Raw genomic sequence first — 11,999 nt, forward strand, 5'->3', positions numbered from 1 at the left:
CACCTCTGTTCCCGACGAGGATGCCCGCATGTCCAACGCCCATCACCCCTACCTGACCGCCACCCTGGGCGAGGCCGCCCTGCGCCTGCCGCCGGAACTGGCGCAGCCGTTGGAAGCGGCCTTCGCCGCTGCGAACGAGGCGCCCGCGCCGATCAGCCTACCCAGCTGCCTGCAGCGCATCCGCGCCGGTGATGCCGCCGACGGACAGCCGTGGCAAGGGTCGGCAAGCACACCGGGCCACGCCGTGGCCGCCGCACGCAGGGACCGCGCTGCCGTCGGCCTCGTGTCACTGCTGGAGCTGTATCACGCCGCCGAGCGCGTTCGCGTGGACGGGGAAGAGAAAGACGATATCGGCGACGGTGCGCGCGAAGGGCTGATGCTGGCCTGCCGGGGGCTGGCCGAGTATGTGGCGTTGCAGGTGCGTGGGGCTCCGTAAAGCGGAATACCGGGATCCCGGCACGCAGGTTCCCAACGTCCCTTCCCCGGCCCCCAGATCAAACAGGCCGCCGCTGGGATGAGTACACCCATTCCAAACCTGAATCCTGTTCTCGTTGAGCTGCAGCTGCACGAAACTGATTCGCGCGGCGGTGGTGTTTCCGGGATGATCACGTCCACCGCGCGCCGCCTACGGTGCGCGCGTCGAAGTACGTTTCGTTCAATACTCCCACCGCAGAACATCAATCGCCCCCAGGAACAGGAACGATGGAACGCTCTTTGAAGGAACTGCGCAACACATTTGAGAATGCGCTCAAAGCTCATCTGAAACTCGAGCTGGCAGGCCATCCCGGGCTGGTGGTCAGCAAAAACAAGGTCGCAATCAAGCATCGGTCGGGAGCTGTTGCAACCCTGCATTTCGAGTATCTGGCCAACACCAGGAGCTATGAAACCATCGTCCTCGCCGAGCATCCGATCCTGCAGATGGAACTCGAACGCATGGATCCGCCATACCCATCCAACCTGGCAAACGCGAAACTGGCGTATTGCATGTCAACCGTCAGCGAGCGCGAGGCCTGTCCTCTACTGCCTGTCACGGAGCAAGGCGTTGAACGTGTCTGTCGCGGATTACTCCAGAGGCTCCTGGAGACCGACTTGCCGATCATCTCCAACCTCTTCGACCTCAGCCCCGGACTGGTGAACGATGTGCTTGCCAGGCCCGAGCGCTACTCCTATCCGGTTCCAATCATCCATTCCGCCTTGCGCAGCAATGGCATCAGACCCGATGTCGACACTGTTGCAAGGATCCTGAGCGAGAAGACCCTCGGCTACACCAACCATCGGGAACAGAAGGATTCGTTCAACAGGAGGTTGATGGCGGAGCTGGAGTGAAGCGGGCGGACCCACCACCTGAATGTGGGCAGCGCATGGCATTGCCGCAAAGACAACGACGCCGTTGTCTTCCTAGTACGCTTGCCCAAGGGCAGCCGCCCGAACGAGCGCTCGTCGGAAGTGGGACAAACAGATGATCCTGAGCTGGAAGACCCCGATCCACTACAACGAGAAGCTGATTGGCGCCTATGACGCCCGCATCGGCTCCTATGAGGCGTCCTGCTCCAACTTCGACTACCTCGCCCTGCTGGACGGGCAGCCCTATCCGCGAGGGATGGACAGGCCACCCGTGTTTTTCCAGTGCAGCGCACAGAAGCTGCTGAAGTATGACTGCCTGTGGCTGCTGGGCGGCATTCCCTTGATATCGGAGCGTCTGGCGGACTTTCTCAACGCCCAGGCGCCGACTGACATCGAGCTCATCGAACCCCGGCATCTGGTGGCCGACCAGCAGGATGTCGATCAACGGTTCTATATCGTCAACGCTTCCAGGAGCGTCGAAGCCATCGACCACGCCCGCTCTGAAGCCGAGCGGGACGATGACGGCAACATCATCTACTTCAACCAGACCTGGTTTCTCGATGCGCCCCCGGATATGGGCCGGATCGCCCGGGAGGCACAGTCCGGGGATCTATTGATTTCGGCAGGCCTGGCCGATCTGATGATCGACTCAGGCTTCAGGGGCGACACGGGGTTGGGGTTCTTCCGCGCCGAACGGCGTTTCATGCCCTACCGTGGCCATGCGTGAATCAGATCCCGACCAGATGACAGTGTCCCGGTAAAAACATCCGAGGATGGTGCGCTTATCCGAATCGAACGGATGGCCTACTGTTTACAGGCACTTGCTCCATCTACCGAGCTGAAGCGGCATGCGAGGTACGCCGGCAGCCGGGCCCGCGAACCCTGGAGGGAGCGATACACGGACTCGAACGCTTCCGGAAGGCTGCATTGATCCAATCCAGGGTCAGAACGACGTGCAGCGATGCCGTTGCGCTGCACCTGACACGGCGTCTTACAATCTCGATCTCACTGCATCGGACGCAGTCAATGAAACTCCGCCAGCTTGACCTGAGCACAACCTGTTTCGCCGTGCAACCGCCCGGCGCGGCGCCCTTCCGGCACACCGCACACCATGTGGCCGAGGTATTCATGGCATTCCTGCCCGGCATTGAGTTGAATCGCAGCAGCAAGATAGCGATCGGCTTCGGACCTCGTGGCGAGGATGAGATTTTCGACGGCATGCTGGGAACGACCTCGCGTTACATCGAGGATTTCGACTTCGCACGATTCGATGCCTTGGAGGCGCGCTGCAAGGACGAGGCGCTGCTGGAAGCACTCACTGACGTACTGCTCAGCTTACCCGGCGCTGATGCAGTCAGAGAGCATATTGAAGCGGCGCGCGTGCAGACCCTGGAAAGCGGATTCACCAGCCGCGCGCTGGTCAAGAAGCTGAGCCAGCGCTCCGCCACGCACGCGATACGCGTGCATCGCGTGCTGGGCCGTGCATGCGGCGAAACCTGGTACTGCGAGATTATCGACCGCAGCAACGGAAGCCGCGTGGAGGTACCGATGGGCGACACGCCCGGCTATCTGGACCGACGTGAGTTCTTCGCCAGTTCACAACTGGACGATGAGGCATTCACGGTGTTTTCCCGATTGAAGAGGGAATCGTTCCGGCATCCATTGGGCTAGGCGCCGGCGACTCAGGTGACGTTCCTGCCGGTCGTTCTGCCCACCCTGCCGGCGGAGTGGTGCCGCTTATCCGAATCGAACGGATGACCTACTGTTTACAAGACAGTTGCTCTACCAACTGAGCTAAAGCGGCATGGGTGGTGCACCGGCGGCAGCGCCGCGGTCAGGGGATTCTAGCGCAATCGCGCGCATTCCAGCGACCGGCTCTGCGCCGCCCCGCTGCGCTGCTGGGCCTGGGCCGGCTGCGTGCCTGCCGCCAGCTGCCCTTCCAGCCACCATTGGCCGGCGTCGCCGCTGGCGACCAGGCGCGGCTGGAAGCCTGCGGCCTGCACCGCTGCCATGCGGCGCTCGGCGCCTTCGCGGTTGCGGTACTGGCCCAGCGCCACAGCGTTGGCTTCCTCGCCCTGGCTGATGATGTAATAGTCGCTCAGGCCAGCGGCGACGATGCGCTTCACCGTGGCCTGCGCCTCGTCGCGATTGGCGGCGGCCGGCAGCATCACCCGGTAGCGGGCGCCGCCGCTGGCAGCAGGCTGTTCGCGCAGGCGCACCTGGTTGAGCACAGCACCGGCCTTGCCCTGTGCACTGGTCGCGGCGGCACGGTCGGCGAACGGACCCAGCGCGATACAGCGCGGCGGCTCGGCAGCCGCAGGCGGAGCTGCGGGCTTTTCCGGTGCCGGTGCGGGCGCCGCCACGGGTTTGGCAGCGGCGGCAATCGATGCAGCGGCAGGCGCAGCCTCGGCCGTCTGCGGCTTGGCAACGTCCTGCTTTGCCGGCACGGCTGGCGCAGGCGTCGCAGCCACGGTGGTCTTCGCCGCGGGTTCGCGTTCCACCAGCGGCGAGGCCGGGGCGGCAACCGTGGCTGCGGCGGCCGCGGTTGCATCAACGCCACCGGGCACCCAGCGCAGCTCGGCCACGCCAGCGGGTTGCGGCGGCGGCGCAGGCTTCTGCGGTGCATCGCGCAGCAGCCACCAGCAGGCGACGCCAAGATTGAGGATGGCCAGTACGACGATCAGGGCACGGGTCAGCATGCGCGGATACTAGCCTGCGGGCTGGTGCACCGCCCAGCGGGCGAGGCCATCCAGCACCAGCGACGGGTGGTAGTCGGCGCCAGGCAGCAGCGGCATCAGCGCCGGTGCGCCGCCACCGTGCACCAGCAGCGACGGTGCCACGCCCAGCAGCGCATGCGCCTGCTGCGCGCTGCGTTCGATCAGCGCCACCGCCGCACCGTCGCAGCCGGAGGCCAGCGCGTCAGCGGTGTCGTTGGCAAATTCGCTGTAGTCGCCGCCGGTCGCGGGCAGCTGCACGGCACGGGCATGCAGCGCTTCACGCATGGTCGTGGGCGACGCGGAAATGCGGCCGCCGTGGTGCTGGCCGTCGGCGTCGAGCAGGTCGATCGTCAAGGCGGTGCCCACGCCAACCACCAGCACCGGGCGCAGCGCCTTGGCAGCGGCCAGCAGGGCCAGGAAGCGATCGACACCGAATTTTTCCGGCTTGGCATAGGCAATGCGCACGCCCGCGCATTCGGCGCTGGTGCGCACCACATGCACATGCTCGAAGCGGCGCTGCAGCTGGTCCAGCATGGCGCTGGTCAGCGACGGCGCGGCCACGCTGGCCACGAACGCGGTGGTGCCGCTGGGCAGGCTGTGCGGCGGCTGCCCGGCCATGCCTTCGGCGCCGTGCGCCCAGGCCTGCACGTCGCCGGCACGGTCCCCCTGCAACGGCGCGAACTTGAAGCGCGAGTTGCCCAGGTCGAACAACCAATCGCTCATGCCGCCCTCACGCTGACTTCGCCGGCGTGCAGCAGGCGTTCCTGGCCATCGATGCGCACGCGCAGCGCGCCGTCGTCAGCCAGGCCAAGTGCGGTGCCGTGCTGCCACTGTCCGTCCAGTTCCACGCGCACTTCGCGGCCGGCCAGCATGTCGAACGCGGCGTAGCGCGGCAGGAACGGAGCGAGGCCTTCGCGATCGAATTCTTCCAGCGCCGGCAGCAGGCGCGTCAGCACGGCAGCAACGACCACGTTGCGGTCCACCGGCTTGCCGGCCAGCGTATCCAGGTCCACCCACGGCTGGGTGATCTGCTCGGCGAACGACGGCGGCATGTGCGTGTTGATGCCGATGCCGATCACCGCGCGCGCCGGGCCCGCGTATTCGCCACCACCTTCTGCGAGCAGGCCGACCAGCTTGCGGCGGCCATCGACGATCAGGTCGTTCGGCCATTTCAGCTGCGCCTGGGTATAGCCCAGGTCGTGCAGCGCTTCGGCCACGGCGATACCGGCCACCAGGCTCAGCCCGGCCAGGCGGCCAAGGCCACCGGAGTACAGGCGCAGCACCGACAGGTAGATATGCGCGGCCAGCGGCGAGGCCCAGGTACGGCCACGACGGCCACGGCCACCGGTCTGGCGCTCGGCCAGCAGGACGCTCACCCCGCGCTGGGGCGCGCTGCAACGCAGCAATTCGGCGTTGGTCGAGTCGACCGTCCAGGCCACCTGCAGGTCGTGCAGCAGCGGCAGAACCCCGGCAGGCAGGCCAGCACGGATCGCGTCCGGGTCCAGCAGGTCGACCGGGCGGGTCAGGCCATAGCCTTCGCCGGCGCGGCCCTCGACGTCCACACCGGCGGCTCTAAGTCCTTGAATACGCTTCCAAATGGCCGCCCGGGTCTGGCCCAGCTCACGGGCCAGGGCGTCGCCGGACAGGCGACCGGCAGCGAGTTTGGCCAGCAATTGGCGATCGTCCACGGCAGCTTCCACGAAGTCAGGAAGGAATTATGCGGGAAAGCCGCCAGCGACGCCCGCCACGCTGGGTTCCGCGGGGGCTTCCAACGGAGTGGCAAGTTCGGGCTAGAATCGGGAACTCACCTTCCCTTAACGTGGATGTCGTCAATGCGCCGTTATGCCCATTGCCTGATCCTGCTGATGATGCCCTTCGCGGCGTCTGCCACAGCAGCGCTGGACGACAGCCGCGGCGCCTGCGTGTCGTCCAACGGTGATGCCGCCTCTCAGCGCGCACCGACCGCGACCGCCTCGTCAGCCACCACCAAGCCGGCGGCAGTACGCCCGGCCGCCAGCAGTGCCACCAGCACCGGCGGCGGTGGCAGCGACGACGACGTGCTGCAGCGCATCCGCGCACCGAAGTGGCACAGCTACCTGCCGGGAATGTTCCGCTGATCAAGTCGTTGCTGCGGTGGCTGCGGCCTGCGCCGCGGCCGATCGACGATGTACTGTGGAATGAGGCCTGCCGCCGCGCCGCCTGGCTGCACGGTCTGGACGACGAACGCCGCGCGCGATTGCGCGTACTGGCCACACGCTTCCTGCACGAGAAGACCATTACCCCGATCGGCGAGCTGCAGCTGCAGGCCGGTGACGGTGTGCTGCTGGCCGCACTGTGCTGCCTGCCGCTGCTGGAGTTCGGCGAAGTGGGCCTGGAAGGCTGGTCGCAGCTGATCGTCTACCCCGATGCATTCCGCGTACATCGCAGCCACATGGATGCGGCCGGCGTGCTGCACGAATGGGATGACGAACTGATTGGCGAGTCGTGGGACAGCGGTCCGTTGATCCTGTCCTGGGCCGATGTGCAGGCCGACCTGGCGGCGCCGCACGAGGGCTACTGCGTGGCGGTGCACGAGATGGTGCACAAGCTGGATGCACTGGATGGTGCGATGGACGGCACGCCGCCGCTGCCGCGCGAATGGCAGCGCGAATGGGCGGGCATTTTCCAGCGCGCCTACGACGCCTTCTGTGCACAGGTGGACGCAGGCGAGGAAACGCTGATCGATCCGTATGCGGCCGAGGCGCCGGAAGAGTTTTTCGCGGTGGCCAGCGAGTACCACTTCTCGGCGCCGGATCTGCTGCAGCAGGCGTTGCCGGAAGTGGCCGCGCAGCTGCGGCGGTTCTATGGCAAGCCGCCGACGATCGAAACACGGTAGTGCCGGCCGCTGGCCGGCACCTTGGCACCGCCACCGAAGATCATGAGGTTGCCGGCCAGCGGCCGGCACTACCGGAACACCACGCGTTGTTGCGCCAGGCGATACCCGGCGGGCGGGAGCGCGCAGCTGCGGCGGTTCTATGGCGAGCCGCCGAAGATCGAATTGCGGTAGTGCCGGCCGCTGGCCGGCAACCTGGCACTGCCACCGAAGATCATGAGGTTGCCAGCCAACGGCCGGCACTACCGGAACACCACGCGTTGTTGCGCCAGGCGATGCCCGGCGGACGGGAGCGCGCGGCTTACGGTCCCGGCGGCAGGCGCACTTCGAAGCGCGCCCCACCCAGCTCGCTGGAGCGGCCTACGGCCAGTTCTCCGCGGTAATCCTTGATCAGGTCCTGCACGATCGACAGGCCGATGCCGTGTCCCTGCACGCGCTCGTCGCCACGGACGCCACGCTGCAGCACCTTGCCGATGTCGTCAGGGGCAATGCCCGGGCCATCGTCGTCCACCGCCAGCAGCAGGCCGGCGCGACGTGCGTTCGGAGCCGGCAGCGGCTGCGCGGTCAGCAGCACGCGGCGGTTGGCCCACTTGAAGGCGTTTTCCAGCAGGTTGCCGAGCAGTTCCTGCAGGTCACCCGGTTCGCCATGGAAGCGCGCGGCCGGGTCGATGTCGAATTCGCACAGCACGCCCTTGGAGGCATAGACCTTTTCCAGGCCCCGCACGATTTCCTCGGCGTTGGATTCGATCGGCAGCGGCGCGGAGAACAGCTTGTGGCCCGACGACGCAGCGCGTGCCAGCTGGTACGAGACCAGATTGTTCATGCGCTGCAGCTGCACGTCCAGTTCCTCGCGCAGCGCGCCGTCGCCGGCGCCGCTGTCCATCTGCGTGCGCAGCACCGCGATCGGCGTCTTCAGGCTGTGCGCCAGATCGGCCAGGGTGTTGCGCTGGCGCTCCAGGTTCTCGCGCTCGCTTTCGATGAAGGCGTTGATGCTGTCGGTCAGCGGTTCCAGCTCGCGCGGGTGGCGCTCGCTCATGCGCTCGGTCTCGCCGCGCTGCACCTTGGTCAGCTCGGTGATCACGCGGCGCAGCGGGCGCAGGCTCCACTGCAGGATGACGGTCTGCAGCAGCAGCAGGATCAGGCCGATGCCGCCGAGGTAGAACCAGACCCGGCTGCGGAACACGCGCAGCTGCGCGCCCAGCGCGCGTGAGTCTTCCATCACGTAGATGGTGTACGGGAATTCGGTGGCGGGGTCGGCGTCGGCGTCCCACACCAGGCCCAGGCCATAGCGGTACACCGAGCCCTGGCTGCCATCGATCTGGATCATCGGCAGCGGGCCTTCGAACACTTCCTGGCGTGGTGCCAGCAGGCCGCCGCCGACGGTGGGCAGCATCGGGCCTTCGGCGGACATCGAGTTGCCCTTGCCGTGCGGCATCACCACCTGCAGGTACAGGCCACTGCCCGGCACGTCGAAGCGCGAATCCGGCGGCTGCTCGCGGATGTACAGCGAGCGGTCGCGGGTGAAATCGATGCCGGCCGCATAGGCGGTGGCGTAGTTCTTCAGGCGCTCACGCAGGTTCGCCTTCGCCGTATCGGCGAAGGCGGCGTCGAGCGCGTAACCGGCCAGCGCCAGGAACGCGACCAGACCCACGGACGCGGCGAACATCTGGCGCGCCTGCAGTGAGCGCGGCCGCCAGCGTCGGAAGAACCACAGACGGCCGGACATCGTGTAATCGCCAGGGTGAGCCGGCTCAGCCCTCGTTGCGCGGGATCGCGAAACGGTAGCCGCGGCCGCGCACGGTCTCGATCGGCTTCAGCTCGCCATCCGGGTCCAGCTTCTTGCGCAGGCGGCCGATGAAGACCTCCAGCACGTTCGAGTCGCGGTCGAAGTCCTGCTGGTAGATGTGCTCGGTGAGGTCGGCCTTGGAGACCAGTTCACCGGCATGCATCATCAGGTACTCCAGCACCTTGTACTCGTAGCTGGTCAGGTCGACATTGCTGCCGGCGACGCTGACGGTCTGGGCGGCGAGATCCAGCGCAACCGGGCCGCATTCCAGCGTCGGCTTGCTCCAGCCAGCGGCGCGGCGCAGCAGCGCGTTGACGCGGGCCAGCAGTTCTTCGACGTGGAACGGCTTGACCAGGTAGTCGTCGGCGCCCTGCTTCAGGCCCTCGACCTTGTCCTGCCAGCTCGAACGCGCGGTCAGGATCAGCACCGGGAACTTCTTGCCTTCATCACGCAGGGCCTTGATCAGCTCCATGCCCGACATCTTGGGCAGGCCGAGGTCGATGATGCCGACATCGAACGGGACTTCGCGCCCCATGTAGAGGCCTTCCTCGCCGTCCTGCGCAGCATCGACGGCAAAGCCTTCGCGCTTGAGCCGGGCTGCCAGGGTCTCACGCAGCGGGGCTTCGTCTTCGACCAGAAGGATACGCATGAACTCTCCCTAGTGTCCTGGGTGTGGCCCGGAGGCCTGTGGGGTACGGGTTGATAACGACGACTATCCCTGTTCAGGGGTTATCGCCGCGTAGTGATGACATATCCGACCGCGGCGTGCGCGGCTGTGAACGCGACGGGGCAGGGTCGTCCATGTAGCGGACCCGGCCCCGGTCGTCCATGTACTTCACCCGGTTGATGTCACGACCATCGAACGGCACACGCTCGGCGCCGAGGATGTGACCGCCGGTGGTGCGCTGCACGCGGCGCACGGCATCGGACAGCGATCGCTCGTCGCCACGATTGCCACGCTCGCCCCGCTCCATCATCTCCGCCCTCGCCTGCTCGCCACGCGGCGGCTGTTGCGCCAGCGCCGAAGACAGCGGCACAGCCGACAGCACCACGCAGGTGGCCAGGGCAATGCGGCAATGGAAGGGAGCGGAAGACATCGATGCGATCCTAGCCGAGCTCGGCGATTCGTTCAAAAGTCGTAAATCCGGGTGCCGGGTTCGGGACCCGGCGTTTTACAAATCCTTTGCAAATTCTTGGTTTGGGGCAGTGAATCCGGTCTGAACTTTTCCGGCCCTTCGCCCGCGTCGTTCAGCTAAGTGAACATTCGGGACGAATCGCCGTCCCTTGTCAAGCCGGGAGTGTGACTGCCGTCACGCTGCGGCGCGATCAGCGTCGCGCTCGGTGACGGCCAAGGCCTGTTCGACCAGGCTCCAGTCGGCGCCCGGGCGGTGTGCGCCCTCGCTCAGCACCTGGCGGAATGCGCGGCCACCGGGCTGGCCGTGGAACAGGCCGAGCAGGTGGCGGGTAATGTGCTTCAGTGCCAGGCCTTCGCCCAGCCGCGCTTCCACGTAGGGGCGCAGCGCGCGCAGCAGGTCACCACGGGCCTGCAGCGGGGCGCCGGTATGCAGCGCCTCCAGCTGATGCAGCAGGTAGGGGTCGTGGTAGGCCGCGCGGCCCAGCATCACGCCATCGACGTGCGCGGCCTGCGCCTGTACCGCCTCGAGGCTGGCCAGGCCACCGTTGAGCACCACCGGCAGTGCCGGGCGCTCCTGCTTCAGGCGGTAGGCCCAGTCGTACTTCAGCGGCGGAACCTCGCGGTTCTCCTTCGGCGACAGGCCCTTCAGCCACGCGTTGCGCGCATGCACCACCACCATCGCCGCACCGGCGGCAACCTGGCGGTCGACGAAGCTGGCAAACACGTCGTAGTCGTTGTCCTCGTCCACGCCCAGGCGGCACTTCACCGTCACCGGGATATCAACCGCGTCGACCATGGCCGCGACGCATTCGGCCACCAGCGCCGGCTCACGCATCAAGCAGGCGCCAAAACGCCCGGCCTGCACGCGGTCGGACGGGCAGCCGCAGTTGAGGTTGACCTCGTCATAGCCCCACTCGGCGGCAATGCGCGCGGCCTGCGCCAGCAAGGCCGGATCGCTGCCGCCCAGCTGCAGCGCCAGCGGCTGTTCGCTGCGGTCGAAGCCGAGCAGGCGCTCGCGATCGCCGTGGATGACCGCGTTGGCATGCACCATTTCCGTGTACAGGCGTGCGCCCGGCGCCAGCACCCGATGGAACACGCGGCAATGGCGGTCCGTCCAGTCCATCATCGGGGCAACGGACAGGCGCAGGGAATCGGCGTAACGGGCGGTGGCGGACGTCATCGGGGCATTGATCGTGGAGACTGGCATTGCCAGTGAGATCAATAGTTTACACCGCGCGGCTGAATGCGCCCGGTCAGCCGCGCGGCGAGCGCCGGTTGGGCCCGGCTCCCGCTGGCGGCCGCGGCGGGCTGGGGGGCGGAGGCGGACGCTTCCTGCCCTCGGGGAGCTTGGGATTCGCGTTCTCCATGGATACGACCAGCGGGTTCAGCGCAGTACGCCACGCATTGACGCAGATACCAATTGAACGATGTATCCTTATGGATACGATTCATGGATGGCAACCCTCCAGGCAACAGAGACGTTCACGCGCTGGCTGCGCGGGCTCAATAACAGCGGGACCCGGGCCATGATCGTGGAACGCCTGCAGCGCGTCGCCCGCGGTCTCGAGGGAGATGTTCGATCGGTGGGTCATGGCGTGAGCGAACTGCGTATCAACCATGGACCGGGATATCGCGTGTGTTTCACACGCCGCGGGAGATCCATCGTCGTGCTCCTGCACGGTGGCGACAAGTCGAGCCAGCGTCGCGATATCGAAAAAGCGGTCAGGCTCGCGGAGTTGCTGTAGCCACCATTCGATTCCATGCCGTTCCCAGGACTCTCCCCATGAGCAAGCTGAAGACGATTCCCTTCGATCCCGCCGACTATCTGGATGATGACGTCGCAATCGCCACCTATCTGAGCGAGGCCTTGGCAGCAGGTGATGCGGGCCACTTCCAAGAGGCACTCGGAACAGTGGCACGTGCCCGTGGCATGGGCGGCGTTGCGGAGGTCTCCGGTCTTGGACGCGAGAGCCTGTACAAGGCGCTGCGCCCCGGAGCACACCCACGCTTCGACACCGTGCAGCGGGTACTGTCAGCGCTCGGGGTGCATCTCATCGTGCAAGCCGACAAGCAACCCGCTGGCACCGCCTGATCGCAGCCACTGCGCTCGCCGGGCATGGCCCGGCGCTACCTGGGGCGCGCTGC

General features: G+C 66.6%; 15 protein-coding genes and 2 tRNA genes. 8 read left to right on the forward strand and 9 right to left on the reverse strand.

Annotated elements, in window-relative coordinates; genetic code table 11:
- Positions 1 to 28: 28 nt before the first annotated feature.
- The 3 genes from VPH47_RS19900 to VPH47_RS19910 all read left to right on the forward strand — a co-directional run bounded on the left by VPH47_RS19900 (position 29) and on the right by VPH47_RS19910 (position 2,071).
- A complete protein-coding gene (locus tag VPH47_RS19900; protein ID WP_368851639.1) occupies positions 29 to 436 on the forward strand; it encodes a hypothetical protein in 408 nt (135 codons plus the stop codon).
- Between the two features lie 266 nt (positions 437 to 702).
- A complete protein-coding gene (locus VPH47_RS19905; RefSeq protein WP_368851641.1) occupies positions 703 to 1,326 on the forward strand; it encodes a hypothetical protein in 624 nt (207 codons plus the stop codon).
- Positions 1,327 to 1,459: 133 nt separating this feature from the next.
- Complete coding sequence (locus tag VPH47_RS19910) at positions 1,460 to 2,071, forward strand: DUF1629 domain-containing protein (RefSeq protein WP_368851643.1); 612 nt, start codon at positions 1,460 to 1,462, stop codon at positions 2,069 to 2,071.
- 47 nt (positions 2,072 to 2,118) lie between these two features.
- Here the strand turns inward: VPH47_RS19910 and VPH47_RS19915 are convergent.
- Positions 2,119 to 2,192 (reverse strand) — tRNA-OTHER (locus VPH47_RS19915).
- 178 nt (positions 2,193 to 2,370) lie between these two features.
- On the opposite strand from VPH47_RS19915, the gene VPH47_RS19920 reads away from it, so the two are divergent.
- A complete protein-coding gene (locus tag VPH47_RS19920; RefSeq protein WP_368851644.1) occupies positions 2,371 to 3,015 on the forward strand; it encodes a hypothetical protein in 645 nt (214 codons plus the stop codon).
- Positions 3,016 to 3,072: 57 nt separating this feature from the next.
- On the opposite strand, the gene VPH47_RS19925 is transcribed toward VPH47_RS19920, so the two are convergent.
- From VPH47_RS19925 to birA, 4 genes are all read right to left on the reverse strand, one after another.
- Positions 3,073 to 3,148, reverse strand: a tRNA-Thr gene (locus VPH47_RS19925).
- A gap of 40 nt (positions 3,149 to 3,188) precedes the next feature.
- A complete protein-coding gene (locus tag VPH47_RS19930; protein WP_368851645.1) occupies positions 3,189 to 4,043 on the reverse strand; it encodes an SPOR domain-containing protein in 855 nt (284 codons plus the stop codon).
- A 9-nt stretch (positions 4,044 to 4,052) separates the two neighbouring features.
- Positions 4,053 to 4,784 carry a type III pantothenate kinase gene (locus VPH47_RS19935; protein WP_368851646.1) on the reverse strand — a complete coding sequence of 244 codons (732 nt, stop codon included), beginning with the start codon at positions 4,782 to 4,784 and terminating at the stop codon, positions 4,053 to 4,055.
- Positions 4,781 to 5,749, reverse strand: a complete 969-nt coding sequence (gene birA, locus VPH47_RS19940; RefSeq protein ID WP_368851647.1) for a bifunctional biotin--[acetyl-CoA-carboxylase] ligase/biotin operon repressor BirA — start codon at positions 5,747 to 5,749, stop codon at positions 4,781 to 4,783. Before birA ends, VPH47_RS19935 begins: the two co-directional genes overlap by 4 nt.
- Before the next feature lie 144 nt (positions 5,750 to 5,893).
- Here birA and VPH47_RS19945 point away from each other — a divergent pair, with 144 nt between their 5' ends.
- Positions 5,894 to 6,178, forward strand: a complete 285-nt coding sequence (locus VPH47_RS19945; protein ID WP_110710769.1) for a hypothetical protein — start codon at positions 5,894 to 5,896, stop codon at positions 6,176 to 6,178.
- Between the two features lie 8 nt (positions 6,179 to 6,186).
- On the forward strand, positions 6,187 to 6,936 hold the full coding sequence (locus tag VPH47_RS19950) for a zinc-dependent peptidase (RefSeq protein ID WP_368851649.1): 750 nt from the start codon (positions 6,187 to 6,189) through the stop codon (positions 6,934 to 6,936).
- A gap of 298 nt (positions 6,937 to 7,234) precedes the next feature.
- Here VPH47_RS19950 and VPH47_RS19955 read toward each other — a convergent pair whose 3' ends face one another.
- The 4 genes from VPH47_RS19955 to dusA all read right to left on the reverse strand — a co-directional run bounded on the left by VPH47_RS19955 (position 7,235) and on the right by dusA (position 11,061).
- Positions 7,235 to 8,659 (reverse strand): sensor histidine kinase, encoded by a 1,425-nt coding sequence (locus tag VPH47_RS19955; protein WP_094001618.1) that lies wholly within the window; start codon positions 8,657 to 8,659, stop codon positions 7,235 to 7,237.
- Positions 8,660 to 8,684: 25 nt separating this feature from the next.
- Positions 8,685 to 9,368: a response regulator transcription factor gene (locus VPH47_RS19960; protein WP_004136763.1), complete on the reverse strand. Its 684-nt coding sequence runs from the start codon at positions 9,366 to 9,368 to the stop codon at positions 8,685 to 8,687.
- Between the two features lie 73 nt (positions 9,369 to 9,441).
- Positions 9,442 to 9,816 carry a hypothetical protein gene (locus VPH47_RS19965; protein WP_110710766.1) on the reverse strand — a complete coding sequence of 125 codons (375 nt, stop codon included), beginning with the start codon at positions 9,814 to 9,816 and terminating at the stop codon, positions 9,442 to 9,444.
- A gap of 213 nt (positions 9,817 to 10,029) precedes the next feature.
- Positions 10,030 to 11,061, reverse strand: coding sequence for a tRNA dihydrouridine(20/20a) synthase DusA (gene dusA / locus VPH47_RS19970; protein ID WP_368851650.1), 1,032 nt, complete (start codon positions 11,059 to 11,061; stop codon positions 10,030 to 10,032).
- A 247-nt stretch (positions 11,062 to 11,308) separates the two neighbouring features.
- Here dusA and VPH47_RS19975 point away from each other — a divergent pair, with 247 nt between their 5' ends.
- Both VPH47_RS19975 and VPH47_RS19980 read left to right on the forward strand, forming a co-directional pair.
- Positions 11,309 to 11,599 (forward strand): type II toxin-antitoxin system RelE/ParE family toxin, encoded by a 291-nt coding sequence (locus VPH47_RS19975; protein WP_368851651.1) that lies wholly within the window; start codon positions 11,309 to 11,311, stop codon positions 11,597 to 11,599.
- Between the two features lie 38 nt (positions 11,600 to 11,637).
- Positions 11,638 to 11,946 carry an addiction module antidote protein gene (locus VPH47_RS19980; RefSeq protein WP_004136660.1) on the forward strand — a complete coding sequence of 103 codons (309 nt, stop codon included), beginning with the start codon at positions 11,638 to 11,640 and terminating at the stop codon, positions 11,944 to 11,946.
- Positions 11,947 to 11,999: the final 53 nt, after the last annotated feature.

It is taken from the genome of Stenotrophomonas sp. WED208 (genome assembly GCF_040984485.1).
Lineage (GTDB): Bacteria > Pseudomonadota > Gammaproteobacteria > Xanthomonadales > Xanthomonadaceae > Stenotrophomonas > Stenotrophomonas riyadhensis.

Coding starts and splice junctions, on each gene's coding strand:
- VPH47_RS19975 (WP_368851651.1), top strand. CDS start 11,309: ATGGCAACCCTCCAGGCAACAGAGACGTTCACGCGCTGGCTGCGCGGG.
- VPH47_RS19920 (WP_368851644.1), top strand. CDS start 2,371: ATGAAACTCCGCCAGCTTGACCTGAGCACAACCTGTTTCGCCGTGCAA.
- dusA (WP_368851650.1), bottom strand. CDS start 11,061: ATGCCAGTCTCCACGATCAATGCCCCGATGACGTCCGCCACCGCCCGT.
- VPH47_RS19900 (WP_368851639.1), top strand. CDS start 29: ATGTCCAACGCCCATCACCCCTACCTGACCGCCACCCTGGGCGAGGCC.
- VPH47_RS19910 (WP_368851643.1), top strand. CDS start 1,460: ATGATCCTGAGCTGGAAGACCCCGATCCACTACAACGAGAAGCTGATT.
- VPH47_RS19955 (WP_094001618.1), bottom strand. CDS start 8,659: ATGTCCGGCCGTCTGTGGTTCTTCCGACGCTGGCGGCCGCGCTCACTG.
- VPH47_RS19930 (WP_368851645.1), bottom strand. CDS start 4,043: ATGCTGACCCGTGCCCTGATCGTCGTACTGGCCATCCTCAATCTTGGC.
- VPH47_RS19980 (WP_004136660.1), top strand. CDS start 11,638: ATGAGCAAGCTGAAGACGATTCCCTTCGATCCCGCCGACTATCTGGAT.
- VPH47_RS19965 (WP_110710766.1), bottom strand. CDS start 9,816: ATGTCTTCCGCTCCCTTCCATTGCCGCATTGCCCTGGCCACCTGCGTG.
- VPH47_RS19945 (WP_110710769.1), top strand. CDS start 5,894: ATGCGCCGTTATGCCCATTGCCTGATCCTGCTGATGATGCCCTTCGCG.
- VPH47_RS19960 (WP_004136763.1), bottom strand. CDS start 9,368: ATGCGTATCCTTCTGGTCGAAGACGAAGCCCCGCTGCGTGAGACCCTG.
- VPH47_RS19935 (WP_368851646.1), bottom strand. CDS start 4,784: ATGAGCGATTGGTTGTTCGACCTGGGCAACTCGCGCTTCAAGTTCGCG.
- VPH47_RS19905 (WP_368851641.1), top strand. CDS start 703: ATGGAACGCTCTTTGAAGGAACTGCGCAACACATTTGAGAATGCGCTC.